Annotated in this window: 10 protein-coding genes and 9 tRNA genes; 5 read left to right on the plus strand and 14 right to left on the minus strand. The window is 62.9% G+C overall.

Translation table 11 applies throughout. From position 1 onward, the window contains the following. Positions 1-30: 30 nt before the first annotated feature. From CAG18_RS24220 to gltX, 12 genes are all read right to left on the minus strand, one after another. On the minus strand, positions 31-465 hold the full coding sequence (locus CAG18_RS24220) for a thioesterase family protein (protein ID WP_015269427.1): 435 nt from the start codon (positions 463-465) through the stop codon (positions 31-33). A 140-nt stretch (positions 466-605) separates the two neighbouring features. Continuing rightward, the gene (locus CAG18_RS24225; RefSeq protein WP_015269426.1) at positions 606-1,487 is read right to left on the minus strand and encodes an alpha/beta fold hydrolase; all 882 of its coding nucleotides are present in this window, start codon (positions 1,485-1,487) and stop codon (positions 606-608) included. A 15-nt stretch (positions 1,488-1,502) separates the two neighbouring features. Beyond that, positions 1,503-2,042, minus strand: coding sequence for a TetR/AcrR family transcriptional regulator (locus CAG18_RS24230; RefSeq protein WP_013971594.1), 540 nt, complete (start codon positions 2,040-2,042; stop codon positions 1,503-1,505). 173 nt (positions 2,043-2,215) lie between these two features. Continuing rightward, positions 2,216-2,291, minus strand: a tRNA-Glu gene (locus CAG18_RS24235). 42 nt (positions 2,292-2,333) lie between these two features. Beyond that, positions 2,334-2,409 (minus strand) — tRNA-Ala (locus tag CAG18_RS24240). A gap of 60 nt (positions 2,410-2,469) precedes the next feature. After that, a tRNA-Glu gene (locus tag CAG18_RS24245) sits at positions 2,470-2,545 on the minus strand. 42 nt (positions 2,546-2,587) lie between these two features. Beyond that, a tRNA-Ala gene (locus tag CAG18_RS24250) sits at positions 2,588-2,663 on the minus strand. Between the two features lie 60 nt (positions 2,664-2,723). Further along, positions 2,724-2,799, minus strand: a tRNA-Glu gene (locus CAG18_RS24255). A gap of 41 nt (positions 2,800-2,840) precedes the next feature. Beyond that, positions 2,841-2,916 (minus strand) — tRNA-Ala (locus CAG18_RS24260). A gap of 53 nt (positions 2,917-2,969) precedes the next feature. After that, a tRNA-Glu gene (locus tag CAG18_RS24265) sits at positions 2,970-3,045 on the minus strand. A gap of 72 nt (positions 3,046-3,117) precedes the next feature. Then, positions 3,118-3,193: transfer RNA gene (locus CAG18_RS24270), tRNA-Ala, on the minus strand. A 245-nt stretch (positions 3,194-3,438) separates the two neighbouring features. Continuing rightward, positions 3,439-4,920 carry a glutamate--tRNA ligase gene (gltX, locus tag CAG18_RS24275; RefSeq protein ID WP_015269425.1) on the minus strand — a complete coding sequence of 494 codons (1,482 nt, stop codon included), beginning with the start codon at positions 4,918-4,920 and terminating at the stop codon, positions 3,439-3,441. Positions 4,921-5,063: 143 nt separating this feature from the next. Between gltX and CAG18_RS24280 the strand changes: the two genes are divergently transcribed. Beyond that, complete coding sequence (locus tag CAG18_RS24280) at positions 5,064-6,119, plus strand: HlyD family secretion protein (RefSeq protein ID WP_085721714.1); 1,056 nt, start codon at positions 5,064-5,066, stop codon at positions 6,117-6,119. A gap of 49 nt (positions 6,120-6,168) precedes the next feature. Further along, positions 6,169-7,659: an MDR family MFS transporter gene (locus tag CAG18_RS24285; RefSeq protein WP_170976291.1), complete on the plus strand. Its 1,491-nt coding sequence runs from the start codon at positions 6,169-6,171 to the stop codon at positions 7,657-7,659. A 45-nt stretch (positions 7,660-7,704) separates the two neighbouring features. Here CAG18_RS24285 and uvrB read toward each other — a convergent pair whose 3' ends face one another. Then, a complete protein-coding gene (gene uvrB / locus CAG18_RS24290; protein WP_039615454.1) occupies positions 7,705-9,720 on the minus strand; it encodes an excinuclease ABC subunit UvrB in 2,016 nt (671 codons plus the stop codon). A 288-nt stretch (positions 9,721-10,008) separates the two neighbouring features. On the opposite strand from uvrB, the gene CAG18_RS24295 reads away from it, so the two are divergent. The 3 genes from CAG18_RS24295 (at position 10,009) to CAG18_RS24305 (ending at position 12,744) form a co-directional block, all read left to right on the plus strand. Continuing rightward, a complete protein-coding gene (locus tag CAG18_RS24295; RefSeq protein ID WP_085721715.1) occupies positions 10,009-11,205 on the plus strand; it encodes an amino acid aminotransferase in 1,197 nt (398 codons plus the stop codon). A gap of 62 nt (positions 11,206-11,267) precedes the next feature. After that, positions 11,268-11,343, plus strand: a tRNA-Asn gene (locus CAG18_RS24300). A gap of 114 nt (positions 11,344-11,457) precedes the next feature. Beyond that, on the plus strand, positions 11,458-12,744 hold the full coding sequence (locus CAG18_RS24305) for a cytosine deaminase (RefSeq protein WP_085721716.1): 1,287 nt from the start codon (positions 11,458-11,460) through the stop codon (positions 12,742-12,744). On the opposite strand, the gene CAG18_RS24310 is transcribed toward CAG18_RS24305, so the two are convergent. Continuing rightward, positions 12,717-13,133: a cupin domain-containing protein gene (locus tag CAG18_RS24310; RefSeq protein WP_075044140.1), complete on the minus strand. Its 417-nt coding sequence runs from the start codon at positions 13,131-13,133 to the stop codon at positions 12,717-12,719. The genes CAG18_RS24305 and CAG18_RS24310 overlap by 28 nt on opposite strands. Between the last annotated feature and the right edge of the window lie 55 nt (positions 13,134-13,188).

Here is a 13,188-nt window from a genome sequence, read left to right on the forward strand (position 1 = left end):
GCCGGCAGTTTAACAAAAATTGCCGGTGTTTCAGGCGCCGATCAGCGCCGGGCCGTAACCGTCGAGGAACTCCGCCGGCATGCGCTTGGGCTTGCCGCTGGACAGCTCGATGCAGGCAAAGGTGGTCTGGGCGCGCAGCAAAGTCACGCCGTCGCGCGGGCGCTTGAGCTGGAAGCGCCGGGTCATGCGCAGGCGCTGGTCCCAGTCGATGATCCAGGTGGCCAGTTGCAACTCGTCATCCTCGTAGGCAGCAGCCAGGTAGTCGATTTCGTGGCGCACCACCGCCATGGCCCGGTCCAGCCGGCGATATTCGGCCAGGTCCAGGCCCAGGCGCTGGGAATGGCGCCAGGCGCAGCGCTCCAGCCAGGTGACGTAGACCGCGTTGTTGGCGTGGCCGAGGCCGTCGATATCCTCGCTACCGACGCGCAGGTCGATGACGAAGGGTGTTGCCAAGTCCCAGCTCATGTTCGCTTCCTTGGAGCAAAAGTGGATTTAGCAGGGACCGCCGAGGGAAAGTCCAGCCCTTCTGCACTTGCCTGCGGGGCTACGCGGTCCCTGTAGGAGCGGCCTTGTGTCGCGATGGGGCGCGCAGCGGCCCCAAAATCTCAGTCCCGACACAGATTGCCGGGGCTGCTGCGCAGCCCATCGCGACACAAGGCCGCTCCTACAGGCACCGCGCCAGCCCGGGCCAGCAGCTCCAGCACCGCTTCACTCAGGCGCGGATCGGACAGCACGCGTTGGTGGCCACCCGCCTCCAGCAGCATCAGGCGGCTATCGAACCAGGCCTTGTGGATAACCCGGGCCTCATCGGCTGCGACCAAGGCATCATCGGCGGCATGCACCACCAGCCCGGGTAACTCCAACTGGTAACCCGTCACATCCAGCCGCGCAATCTGCATGCCCACATCCCGCTCCACCTGGCGAATGAATGCAGCCCGCGCCCGCGCCGGCAGACCCAGACGATGGGCAAAGCCACGCAGTACGCCCAATAGCCGCGCCGGGGCAGCGATGCTTACCGCTGCCTCGGTACGCAGCCCCATCTGCAAGGCCAGCAATACACTGGCGCCGCCCATGGAATGGCCAATAACCGCGCGCAGCGGCGGCAGCTCGGCGGCAGCTTCCAGCAGCGCTCGGGCAAACAACACCACATTTGCCTGTTCGCCAGGCGAACGGCCATGCCCCGGCCCCTCCAGCGACACCACCGTGTGCCCCGCCTGGACCAAGGTTTCGATCAACGCGGCAAACTGGGTCGGGCGCCCCTCCCAGCCGTGCATCATCAGCACGGTCGGCCCCTTGCCCCAGCGCAAGGCCGACAAGCCGAAGCGCAAAGTGATGCGCTCGGCGCTGGCCAGCACGGGCAACTCCCAATCCCGTGGCGGCAGGTTGCGAGGAGTCATGAAGGCACGGCGCATCTTGCCCGCGACATGCTCGGGGGCCAGGCGGCCCAAGGTGCCATTGACACCACGAATCCAGCTCAGGGTAGTCATCGCCATGCTCCAGGCTCAAAGCACCGCCGATTTGGCGGCGCGCAGAATACGATCGGACAGTTCGCTGGTGCCCAGGGCACGGGCAAGCGCCAGGCCACCAACCATCAGGGCCAGGTCGGCCAATGCCTTGTCGGCGTCCTCGGGGCGGTCGACCATGGCGGCAGCCATCAACTCGATGTGCTCGGCCAGAACCTCGCGGAAGGCCTCTGGCAGGCGCTGCATCTCGCCCAGCGAATTGGGCAGCGGGCAGGCATGCACTTCGGCATCACGGTGCTTGCGCGACAGATAGAACGCACTGGCCAGCGCCCGCCGCCCGGCGCCATCGAGGCTGGGGTCGATCTGCGCGAGCAAGGCGCGGCGCTCGCCCAGCAACTGGCGGAACGCTTCGAGCATCAACTCGTCCTTGCTGTCGAAGTGGGCGTAGAAACCACCGACGGTCAGGCCTGCCGCACCCATGACCTGGCTGACGCTGGGCTCGGCCGGGCCGTGCTGGATCAGCGCACTTCGCGCCGCCTCGAGAATGCGCTCGCGGGTTCTGCTCTTCTTGTCGCTCATCAGGCCACTCGCCAACAAAAATATGATGATCGAAATATTATTCGCATAATATTTTTTGGCAAGCAGAATCTGCAGCCGCCTGTCGGTCGCGAAATTTTGATTAGGGGAGAAAAACAAAAGGCCCATTCAATAATCGAATGAGCCTTCAAAGTCCCGCAAAACGCGGGTAAACGTGGCGTCCCCTAGGGGACTCGAACCCCTGTTACCGCCGTGAAAGGGCGGTGTCCTAGGCCACTAGACGAAGGGGACGTAACCTTCGTGCCGATCCGCTTACGCGAACCGCGGCAGAAATGGTGGAGCTAAGCGGGATCGAACCGCTGACCTCCTGCATGCCATGCAGGCGCTCTCCCAGCTGAGCTATAGCCCCGAAACAAAAGGCTCATCAGTAATCGACGAGCCTTTAAAGCCCTGCAAAACGCAGGAAAAGTGGCGTCCCCTAGGGGACTCGAACCCCTGTTACCGCCGTGAAAGGGCGGTGTCCTAGGCCACTAGACGAAGGGGACGTAACCTTCGTGCCGATCCGCTTACGCGAACCGCGGCAGAAATGGTGGAGCTAAGCGGGATCGAACCGCTGACCTCCTGCATGCCATGCAGGCGCTCTCCCAGCTGAGCTATAGCCCCGAAACAAAAGGCTCATCAGTAATCGACGAGCCTTTAAAGCCCTGCAAAACGCAGGAAAAGTGGCGTCCCCTAGGGGACTCGAACCCCTGTTACCGCCGTGAAAGGGCGGTGTCCTAGGCCACTAGACGAAGGGGACGTAACCTTCGTGCCGATCCGCTTTCGCGAACCGCGGCAAATTGGTGGAGCTAAGCGGGATCGAACCGCTGACCTCCTGCATGCCATGCAGGCGCTCTCCCAGCTGAGCTATAGCCCCGGATTTCTAGCCTCTCGGCCCAGCGACATCCTGAAACATCGCTTGTGCAAAACTGGCGTCCCCTAGGGGACTCGAACCCCTGTTACCGCCGTGAAAGGGCGGTGTCCTAGGCCACTAGACGAAGGGGACGAACCTTCTTACCTTCAAGACCCGGTTGCTGGACCCGGTCTTGCCCGACAGCCTTGGCTGCCAGGCGGAATTTGGTGGAGCTAAGCGGGATCGAACCGCTGACCTCCTGCATGCCATGCAGGCGCTCTCCCAGCTGAGCTATAGCCCCACAATGTCGCTTTGAACCGAAGCGCTGGCTGGGTGCCTGGCGTTTCGTTTTCGTTCATCGCTGTGGACGGGGCGCATATTAAGATCGGATTGCAGGGCTGTCAAACGAATTTTTCAAAATATTCAAAAAAATTTTCACAGATAACAATCACTTACCGCCCTCCCCTTGCCAAAACTGAACACCGAGCCCCGTGGGAGCGGGTTTACCCGCTCCCACAAGTTCGGCTTATGGCCTCGGGACCACTGTCAGGCGATAGAGGCCAGCAGCTTTTCCCACTCTTTGTTTTCTTTCTTCGACACACCACCCAGCAGGTCCAGGGCCTGGCGCAGGCGGTAGCGGGTCAGGTCCGGGCCAAGGATTTCCATCGCGTCCAGCACCGAAACCGAGCTGGCCTGGCCGGTAATGGCGGCAAACATCAGCGGCATGGCATCACGCAGCTTCAGCTCCAGCGCCTCGACCACCGCCTGGATGCAACCGGTGATGCGCTCTTTTTCCCACTGACGCAGGCTTTCGAGCTTCCACAGGATCAGCTGGATCACCTGGCGTACCTGGTCGGCCGACAGCTTCTTGCTTTCGAACAGCTTGGCGTCCAGCTTCAGCGCGCCTTCGAAGAAGAACCCGCCCAGCGGGGCAACCTGGCTGAAGGTTTCCACCCGGCCTTGCACGTGCGGGGCGATCTTCATCATGTAGTCGCTGTTGAACGCCCACTTCTGCAGGCGCGCGGCGAACTCCTCGACCGACAGTTCGCGCAGCCACTGGCCGTTCAGCCAGGACAGCTTCTCGATGTCGAAGATCGGGCCGCCCAGCGAGATACGCGACAGGTCGAAGTGCTCGACCATCTCGGCCAGCGAGAACTTCTCGCGCTCGTCCGGCATCGACCAGCCCATGCGGCCCAGGTAGTTGAGCATCGCCTCGGGCATGAAGCCCATGCGCTCGTAGAAAGTCACCGAGGTCGGGTTCTTGCGCTTGGACAGCTTGGACTTGTCCGGGTTACGCAGCAGCGGCATGTAGCACAGCTTGGGCTGTTCCCAGCCGAAGTATTCGTACAGTTTGATCAGCTTGGGTGCCGATGGCAGCCACTCTTCGCCGCGCAGCACGTGGGTGATGCCCATCAGATGGTCGTCGACCACGTTGGCCAGGAAGTACGTCGGCAGGCCGTCGTTCTTCATCAGCACCTGCATGTCCATGCGGTCCCACGGGATCTCGACATCGCCACGCAGCATGTCCGGTACCACGCACACGCCTTCGCTCGGCACTTTCATGCGGATCACGTGCGGCTCGCCAGCGTCCAGGCGGCGCTGCACTTCCTCGGCGCTCAGCAGCAGCGCGCGGCCGTCGTAGCGCGGGGTTTCGCCACGGGCTTGCTGCTCTGCGCGCATTTGCTCCAGCTCTTCGGCGGTGCAGAAGCAGTAGAAGGCATGGCCGGCGTCAACCAGCTCCTTGGCGTACCTGGCGTAGATTTCGCCACGCTCGCTCTGCCGGTAAGGGCCGTGCGGGCCGCCGACGTCCGGGCCTTCGTTCCATTCGATGCCGAGCCAGCGCAGGGCATCGAAGATCTGCTGCTCCGACTCGCGCGTGGAGCGCAGCTGGTCGGTGTCTTCGATGCGCAGGATGAACTCACCGCCGTGCTGCTTGGCAAAGCAGTAGTTGAACAGGGCGATGTAGGCAGTGCCGACATGGGGGTCGCCGGTAGGCGATGGCGCGATACGCGTGCGTACGGTGGTCATGGAGAGTCTCGAACGAAAGATGAAACAAAGGCGGGATGTTAGCAGGAGGCAGGCACCGGGCTCCAGCAATGGCGCGAACGTCACTTGTCGACCGGCCATGTGCCGCTGTTAAATTTATTTACATTTCTGGAACGATAGTCCTCATGCCTGCTCAACTCAAACGCCGCCTGCTGGTCTTCTTCACCTTGGTGGCCGTCATCGCCCTCACCTTCCTGAGCCACTGGTACTTCAAGGGCCGCTTCTACGAAAGCACCGACAACGCCTACGTACAGGGCGAGATCACCCGCATTTCCAGCCAGTTGGGCGCACGCATCGACGAGGTGCGGGTCGAGGACAACCAGCACGTCAGGAAAGGCGACCTGCTGGTGCGCCTGGAGGCCGCCGACTTCGAACTGGCCGTGCAACGCGCCCGCGCCACCCTGGCCACCCGCGAAGCCGAGCAGGTGCAGGCGCAAAGCCGCCTGACCCAGCAAGCCAGCCTGATCGCCGCCGGCCAGGCCCAGGTGGCGGCCAACCAGGCCACTTTCGACCGCTCGCGCCTGGACCTGAGCCGTGCCGAGAAGCTGCGCAAACCAGGTTTCGTATCGGAAGAACGGGTCACCACCCTGTCCGCGGACAGCCATGTCGCCGGCTCGCAGGTCGACAAGGCCCGTGCCGACCTGCAAAGCCAGCGCCAGCAAGTCAACGCACTGACCGCCGAACTCAAGCGCCTCGACGCGCAGATCGCCAACGCCCGCGCCGACCTGGCACAAGCCGAACTGAACCTGACCCGCTGTGAAATCCGTGCACCAATCAGCGGCAGCATCGGCCAGCGCAACGCGCGCAATGGCCAGGTGGTACAGGCCGGTGCCTACCTGCTGTCGATCGTGCCGGACGAAGACATCTGGGTGCAGGCCAACTTCAAGGAAACCCAGATCGGCCGCATGCAGCCCGGCCAGCGTGCCGAGCTGCTGTTCGACAGCTACCCCGACACACCGATAGAAGGCCGGGTCGACAGCCTTTTCGCCGCCTCCGGCGCGCAGTTCAGCCTGCTACCGCCCGACAACGCCACCGGCAACTTCACCAAGGTGGTGCAGCGTATTCCGGTCAAGCTGACCTTCCGCGCTGACAACCCGCTGCACGGGCGCATCCGCCCTGGCATGTCGGTGACCGCCACCGTCGACCTGCGCAGCGAAGACGAAGGCCACAATGGCCGGTGACCAGCTGCTCAGGCCAACCGCGGAGCCGACACGGCGGGACTGGATCGCGGTGATGAGCGTGATGCTCGGCGCCTTCATGGCGGTGCTGGACATCCAGATCACCAACTCGTCGCTCAAGGACATCCAGGGCGCACTGTCGGCGACGCTGGAGGAAGGCTCGTGGATTTCCACCTCTTACCTGGTCGCGGAAATCATCATGATCCCGCTCACCGCCTGGCTGGTGCAGCTGCTGTCGGCGCGGCGCCTGGCCGTGTGGGTGTCCAGCGGTTTCCTATTGTCGTCGCTGTTATGTTCGATGGCCTGGAACCTGGAGAGCATGATCCTGTTCCGCGCCCTGCAGGGTTTTACCGGCGGTGCGCTGATCCCGCTGGCCTTCACCCTGACCCTGATCAAGCTGCCCGAACACCACCGCGCCAAGGGCATGGCCATGTTCGCCATGACCGCCACCTTCGCCCCCTCCATCGGCCCCACCTTGGGCGGCTGGCTGACCGAGAACTGGGGCTGGGAGTACATTTTCTACATCAATATCCCACCGGGCCTGGTGATGATCGCCGGCCTGCTGTACGGGCTGGAAAAGAAGGACGCGCACTGGGAGCTGCTGAAAAGCACCGATTACGCCGGCATCGTCACCCTGGGCCTGGGGCTTGGCTGCCTGCAGGTGTTCCTGGAGGAAGGCCACCGCAAGGACTGGCTGGAATCGCAGCTGATCGTCGGCCTGGGCAGCACCGCCCTGGTCAGCCTGATCACCTTCGTCATCCTGCAGTTTTCCAAGCCACACCCGCTGATCAACCTGCGCATCCTCGGCAACCGCAACTTTGGCCTGTCGAGCATCGCCAGCCTTGGCATGGGGGTGGGCTTGTACGGGTCGATCTACCTGCTGCCGCTGTACCTGGCGCAGGTGCAGGGCTACAACGCCTTGCAGATCGGCGAGGTGATCATGTGGATGGGTATCCCGCAGCTGTTCCTGATCCCGTTGGTGCCGCAACTGATGAAAGTGGTGTCGCCCAAGGTGTTGTGTGCCCTGGGGTTCTGCCTGTTCGGCGCCGCCAGTTTCGGCTCGGGGGTGCTCAATCCGGATTTTGCAGGGCCGCAGTTCAACCATATCCAGATCATCCGTGCCATCGGCCAGCCAATGATCATGGTGACCATTTCGCTGATCGCCACGGCGTATATACAGCCGCAGGATGCGGGTTCGGCGTCGAGCCTGTTCAATATCCTGCGTAACCTGGGCGGTGCGATCGGCATTGCGCTGCTGGCCACCCTGCTGGATGCACGGACCAAGGTGTATTTCGATTACCTGAGGGAGGCGGTGGTGCCGAGCAACCCGCAGGTGGCGGAACGGTTGGCGCAACTGGCGGAGCGGCTGGGCAATGACAATGCGGCGCTGGGCAAGTTGAGCGAGATCACTCACCAGCAGGCGTTGATCATGGCCTATAACGATGCGTTCCACTTTGTGGGGATCGGGTTAGCGGTGAGCATGGTGGCGGTGTTGTTGACCCGCAAGTTGCCGGAGGGGCTGAAAGCGGGAGAAGCACATTGAGGCTATTTCAAACTGTATGCGCTCCCACAAGGCCCGCGCCAGGCTTCAGCTGGTAATCAACCGCTCGCGCAGCTGTGCAATCTCGTCGCGCAATTGCGCCGCGGCCTCGAACTCCAGGTCGCGGGCGAACTGCATCATCTTCTCTTCCAGTTGCTTGATGCGTTTGGTGATCTCGCCCGGCGTGCGCAGCTCGGCCTCGTAACGGGCGCTCTCCTCCGCTGCCTTGGCCATGCCCTTGCGCTTCTTGCTGCGCGCGCCGGGCACGGTGGCGCCTTCCATGATATCGGTGATGTCCTTGACCACACCTTTGGGCACGATGCCATTGGCCAGGTTGAATGCGATCTGCTTCTCGCGACGACGCTCGGTTTCGTCGATGGCGCGCTGCATGGAACCGGTGATGTTGTCGGCATACAGGATGGCCCGGCCATTGAGGTTACGCGCAGCACGGCCGATGGTCTGGATCAGTGAGCGCTCGGAGCGCAGGAAACCTTCCTTGTCGGCATCGAGGATCGCCACCAGCGACACCTCGGGCATATCCAGGCCCTCACGCAGCAGGTTGATGCCCACCAGCACGTCGAAGGTACCCAGGCGCAGGTCGCGGATGATCTCCACCCGCTCGACGGTGTCGATGTCCGAGTGCAGGTAACGCACCCGCACGTCGTGGTCGGCCAGGTAGTCGGTGAGGTCTTCGGCCATGCGCTTGGTCAGCGTGGTGGCCAGCACCCGCTCGCCCTGTGCCACGCGCTTGCGGATTTCCGACAGCAGGTCATCCACCTGGGTAAGCGCCGGGCGTACTTCCACCTGAGGGTCGACCAGGCCGGTGGGGCGCACCACCTGCTCTACCACGCGCCCGGCGTGCTCGGCCTCATAGGGGCCCGGGGTGGCGGATACGAAGATGGTCTGCGGGCTGACGTCCTCCCACTCGTCGAAACGCATCGGCCGGTTGTCCAGCGCCGAAGGCAGGCGGAAGCCGTACTCGACCAGGGTTTCCTTGCGCGAGCGGTCGCCCTTGTACATGGCGCCGACCTGCGGAACGCTGACGTGGGATTCGTCGATCACCAGCAGCGCATCGGGCGGCAGGTAGTCGTACAGGGTGGGCGGCGGCGCCCCGGCCGGGCGCCCGGACAGGTAGCGCGAGTAGTTCTCGATGCCGTTGCAGTAGCCCAGCTCCAGGATCATCTCCAGATCGAAGCGGGTGCGTTGCTCCAGGCGCTGGGCCTCGACCAGCTTGTTGGCCTTCTGCAGGTATTCCAGGCGGTCCTTGAGCTCTTCCTTGATGCCTTCCACCGCCTCCAGCAGGGTTTCCCGCGGGGTGACGTAGTGGCTCTTGGGGTAGAAGGTGAAACGCGGCAGCTTGCGAAAGACCTCGCCAGTCAGCGGGTCGAAGGCGGCGATGTTCTCCACCTCGTCATCGAACAGTTCGATGCGGATGGCCTCGAGGTCCGATTCGGCCGGGAAGATGTCGATCACATCGCCGCGCACGCGGAAGGTGGCGCGGGCAAAGTCCATCTCGTTGCGGGTGTATTGCAGGTCGGCCAGGCGGCGCAGCAACGCGCGCTGGTCGAGCTTGTCGCCACGGTCCACGTGCAGGACCATTTTCAGGTAGGTCTCGGGGCTGCCCAGGCCGTAGATGCACGACACAGTGGTGACGATGATCGCGTCACGCCGCTCCAGCAATGCCTTGGTCGCCGACAGGCGCATCTGCTCGATGTGGTCGTTGATCGAAGCGTCCTTCTCGATGAAGGTGTCGGACGACGGTACGTAGGCTTCAGGCTGGTAGTAGTCGTAGTAGGAAACGAAGTACTCCACCGCATTGTTGGGGAAGAACGCCTTGAATTCGCCATACAGCTGCGCGGCCAGGGTCTTGTTCGGCGCCAGCACCAGGGTCGGGCGCTGCACCTGCTGAATGACGTTGGCGATGCTGAAGGTCTTGCCCGAGCCGGTCACCCCGAGCAGCGTCTGGTGCGACAGCCCCGCCTCGATGCCTTCGACCATCTGGCGGATGGCCTCGGGCTGGTCGCCGGCCGGCTGGAAACGGGTGACGAGCTGGAACTCGGACATGACGGACCTCGCGGTGTTGCAGCAACTGTAAATTTAGCCAGTAGTCTATACCCAAATGCGCCCGCCGGGGGGCGCTTTCAAGGCACAGCTGTGAGCGCTTGTTACGGTGGACCCGGCAATTAGACCAATGGTCGAAAAATATTTGCGCAAATGACCGGAAAAGCGATGCCGGACTGTCGCGGTGACCGGTCGGTATCACTATACTGACTCCCCGTTTGTGCACCGCTTCAGTGCATTCGGGCTGGAGCGTGTACGTCCTATCACACTCCAATCAGAGCCAAGGTAACAATGAGCCTGTTTTCCGCTGTCGAGCTGGCACCCCGCGACCCTATTCTGGGCCTCAACGAAGCATTCAACGCCGACCCACGTACCGACAAGGTCAACCTGGGCGTGGGCGTGTACTGCAATGAGGAAGGCCGCATTCCGCTGCTGCGCGCCGTGATCGAAGCCGAGACCCAGCGTGCCGCCCAGCACGCCTCGCGCGGCTACCTGCCGATCGACGGCATCGCCACCTACGACCAGGCTGTACAAAAGCTGCTGTTCGGCGCCGAGTCGCCACTGCTGGCCGCCGGCCGCGTGGTTACCGTGCAAGCCGTTGGCGGTACCGGCGCGCTGAAGATTGGTGCCGACTTCCTCAAGCGTGTGTCGCCTGACGCCGTGGTTGCCATCAGCGACCCGAGCTGGGAAAACCACCGCGCGCTGTTCGAATCGGCCGGCTTCCCGGTGCAGAACTACCGCTACTACGACGCGCCGACCAACGACGTCAACCGCGCCGGCATGCTCGAAGACCTGAACAACCTGCCGTCCGGCTCGATCGTGGTGCTGCACGCCTGCTGCCACAACCCGACTGGCGTCGACCTGAGCCTGGACGACTGGAAGAACGTCCTGGAAGTGGTCAAGGCCAAGGGCCACGTGCCGTTCCTCGACATGGCCTACCAGGGCTTCGGTGACGGCATCGCCGAAGACGCCTTCGCCGTGCGCCTGTTCGCCGAGTCGGGCCTGGAGTTCTTCGTGTCCAGCTCGTTCTCCAAGTCGTTCTCGCTGTACGGCGAGCGCGTCGGTGCGCTGTCGATCGTCACCGCCTCCAAGGACGAGAGCACCCGCGTGCTGTCGCAGGTCAAGCGCGTGATCCGCACCACCTACTCCAACCCGCCGACCCACGGTGCAACCATCGTTGCCACCGTGCTGAACAGCGCCGAACTGCGCCAGATGTGGGAAACCGAGCTGGCCGAAATGCGCGAGCGCATCCACGGCATGCGCAAGCAGATGGTTTCGCTGCTGGCCGAATATGGCGCCAACCGCGACTTCAGCTTCGTTGGCCGCCAGGTTGGCATGTTCTCGTACTCGGGCCTGACCGTCGAACAGGTCGCCCGCCTGAAGAACGAGTTCGGCATCTATGCGCTGGACACCGGCCGCATCGCCGTGGCCGCGCTGAACAAGAGCAACATCCACGTAGTGACCAAAGCTATCGTGCAGGTACTGTAACTCATTGTTTTGCCTAGGGGTGGCTTGACTTCCCCTGGGCAATCAGTAAGATACGCACAGATTCCGCGATAGCTCAGTCGGTAGAGCAAATGACTGTTAATCATTGGGTCCCTGGTTCGAGTCCAGGTCGCGGAGCCAAACATTGAAAACCTCCAGATGCGCAAGCACTGGAGGTTTTTTGTTGCACTTATCCCCTCATGCCAGCGCACGGCTGCTGTATCGTCCGAGATCCCTCGACGAACACAGGCAAGCATGAAAGCCAACGACTTCACCCAGAACGCTCAGCAAGCGGTAGCAATCGCCGCCAACCAGGCCCTTTTGGCAAGCCGACAAGCAACGTTCGCCGTGGGTGGCTGCATCATCGAAAATGCCACTGGCAAGGTACTGGTCGCCCTGCACAACCGCGTGCTGGAGCCTTCTGCAAGCCAGGCGCAACCCGCATTCAGGCTTCACGACCCAACGGGGCATGGTGAGCGCCGGCTGGTCGACTGGTATTTCGACAACCAGCAGCGCCTTGCCCTACCGCCCACGCATGAATTGACCGTCATCACCACGCTCGACCCCTGCGCCATGTGCGCAGGCGCCCTGCTGACTGCCGGCTTCAATGTTGCGGTAAGTGCGCTCGACACCTTTGCCGGCATCAATCATGACGGCCGCTTCGAATTCCCCGGCCTGCCGGCCGCACTTCGTCTGCGCGCGCAAGCCACGTGGGGCTACTATGCTGTCGGCAGCCCTTTTGATCGCGACTATGTCGGGCCGACGCAAGGGCCGATCTACGCTGGCGAACGCATCGACGCCGCAACGATGTGCCTTACCCGTTCGTTGTTCGAGGCCAGCGTGAACCATGTGCACGACGAAAGCAGCAACGCCGGCCTGCCGCCATCTGCCCTGAAAGACCCGATCGCCCTACCCAGCCGGAGCTTGGTACGCCAGGCCCTGGCGGGCTTGAGCCCATGGAGCCTGCGCATCAACAGTGCAGACCCTCGCCTGCCCGGCATCGAACTGGCCGAGCCATTGGTCGACACAGCTCTCGCGGCAGATACGTGCAACGCCGTAGCCTTGCTGGACCCATTCGGCAATCTGCTGGCCTGCCTGGGCGGTGACGAAACGCGCTCCCCCATTCGCACTGCGTTCATGGAGACCACTCGCAGCTACGCCGCGTTACGCTGGAACCTGATGAATCATGACGACCCACAGGTCCGCGACGAAGCACACCAGCATCTCACCCACCCCCGTTACTGCACATTCGTCCTGCTCCGTTTTCCGGACCCGGCCGGCAGCGAGGCGGTCATGACCCTTGGCGCCTATGGCTCCACCCTGGAACGGCACACCGCGCCGTCCTTCCCCACAAGCCTGCAATATGTGTTGCTGCCAACAGGCTGCACTGCCAAGGACGTTGCTCGACTGGCGCAAAATCTGCCGCCGTTCTACACCAGCAACGCGCAGGTCGCGCCTTGCCAGGTACTGGACCCGAACCTGATGCAGGAAGTGACAACCCGGCTGGGGCAGGCTCAGCGCTCCGAGCCTGCTGCTGGATAGGGCAATGTGACCGCACTGCCTTCATCCACCAGGCTCCAGACCAGCAACTTGGCTGACTGCTTCTGACTGGCGTTGCGTGACACGCTGTGCACGGTACCCGGGGCTTCGTACCAGTATTCACCGGCCTTGTAGGTTTTCTCCGGCTCGTTATCGAGCTTCGATACCACTGCCCCTTCCAGCACGTAGGCCATCACTGCGCCCGGGTGCTGATGCGCGGGTGATGCCTGGCCGGGGGCGTAGCTGACGGTGAGCATCACGGCGCTCTTGCCGGGGGCGTTCGAGGGTTGTTGCTGCTGCAGGACCTTGACCTGGTCGGCAGCGTCGCCGTGCGCCCAGGCAGGGGTCTGGGCGGCGAACAGGGCGAAAAGGATGATGCTGAAGGGTTTCATGGGGGGCTTCTCCTGGATGGCAATTGCCTGCAGGTTAGGCCTGTGGGGCAGAGAG

The organism is Pseudomonas sp. B22(2017) (genome assembly GCF_002113105.1).
GTDB lineage: Bacteria > Pseudomonadota > Gammaproteobacteria > Pseudomonadales > Pseudomonadaceae > Aquipseudomonas > Aquipseudomonas asiatica.

Coding starts and splice junctions, on each gene's coding strand:
- CAG18_RS24220 (WP_015269427.1), bottom strand. CDS start 465: ATGAGCTGGGACTTGGCAACACCCTTCGTCATCGACCTGCGCGTCGGT.
- CAG18_RS24225 (WP_015269426.1), bottom strand. CDS start 1,487: ATGACTACCCTGAGCTGGATTCGTGGTGTCAATGGCACCTTGGGCCGC.
- CAG18_RS24230 (WP_013971594.1), bottom strand. CDS start 2,042: ATGAGCGACAAGAAGAGCAGAACCCGCGAGCGCATTCTCGAGGCGGCG.
- gltX (WP_015269425.1), bottom strand. CDS start 4,920: ATGACCACCGTACGCACGCGTATCGCGCCATCGCCTACCGGCGACCCC.
- CAG18_RS24280 (WP_085721714.1), top strand. CDS start 5,064: ATGCCTGCTCAACTCAAACGCCGCCTGCTGGTCTTCTTCACCTTGGTG.
- uvrB (WP_039615454.1), bottom strand. CDS start 9,720: ATGTCCGAGTTCCAGCTCGTCACCCGTTTCCAGCCGGCCGGCGACCAG.
- CAG18_RS24295 (WP_085721715.1), top strand. CDS start 10,009: ATGAGCCTGTTTTCCGCTGTCGAGCTGGCACCCCGCGACCCTATTCTG.
- CAG18_RS24305 (WP_085721716.1), top strand. CDS start 11,458: ATGAAAGCCAACGACTTCACCCAGAACGCTCAGCAAGCGGTAGCAATC.
- CAG18_RS24310 (WP_075044140.1), bottom strand. CDS start 13,133: ATGAAACCCTTCAGCATCATCCTTTTCGCCCTGTTCGCCGCCCAGACC.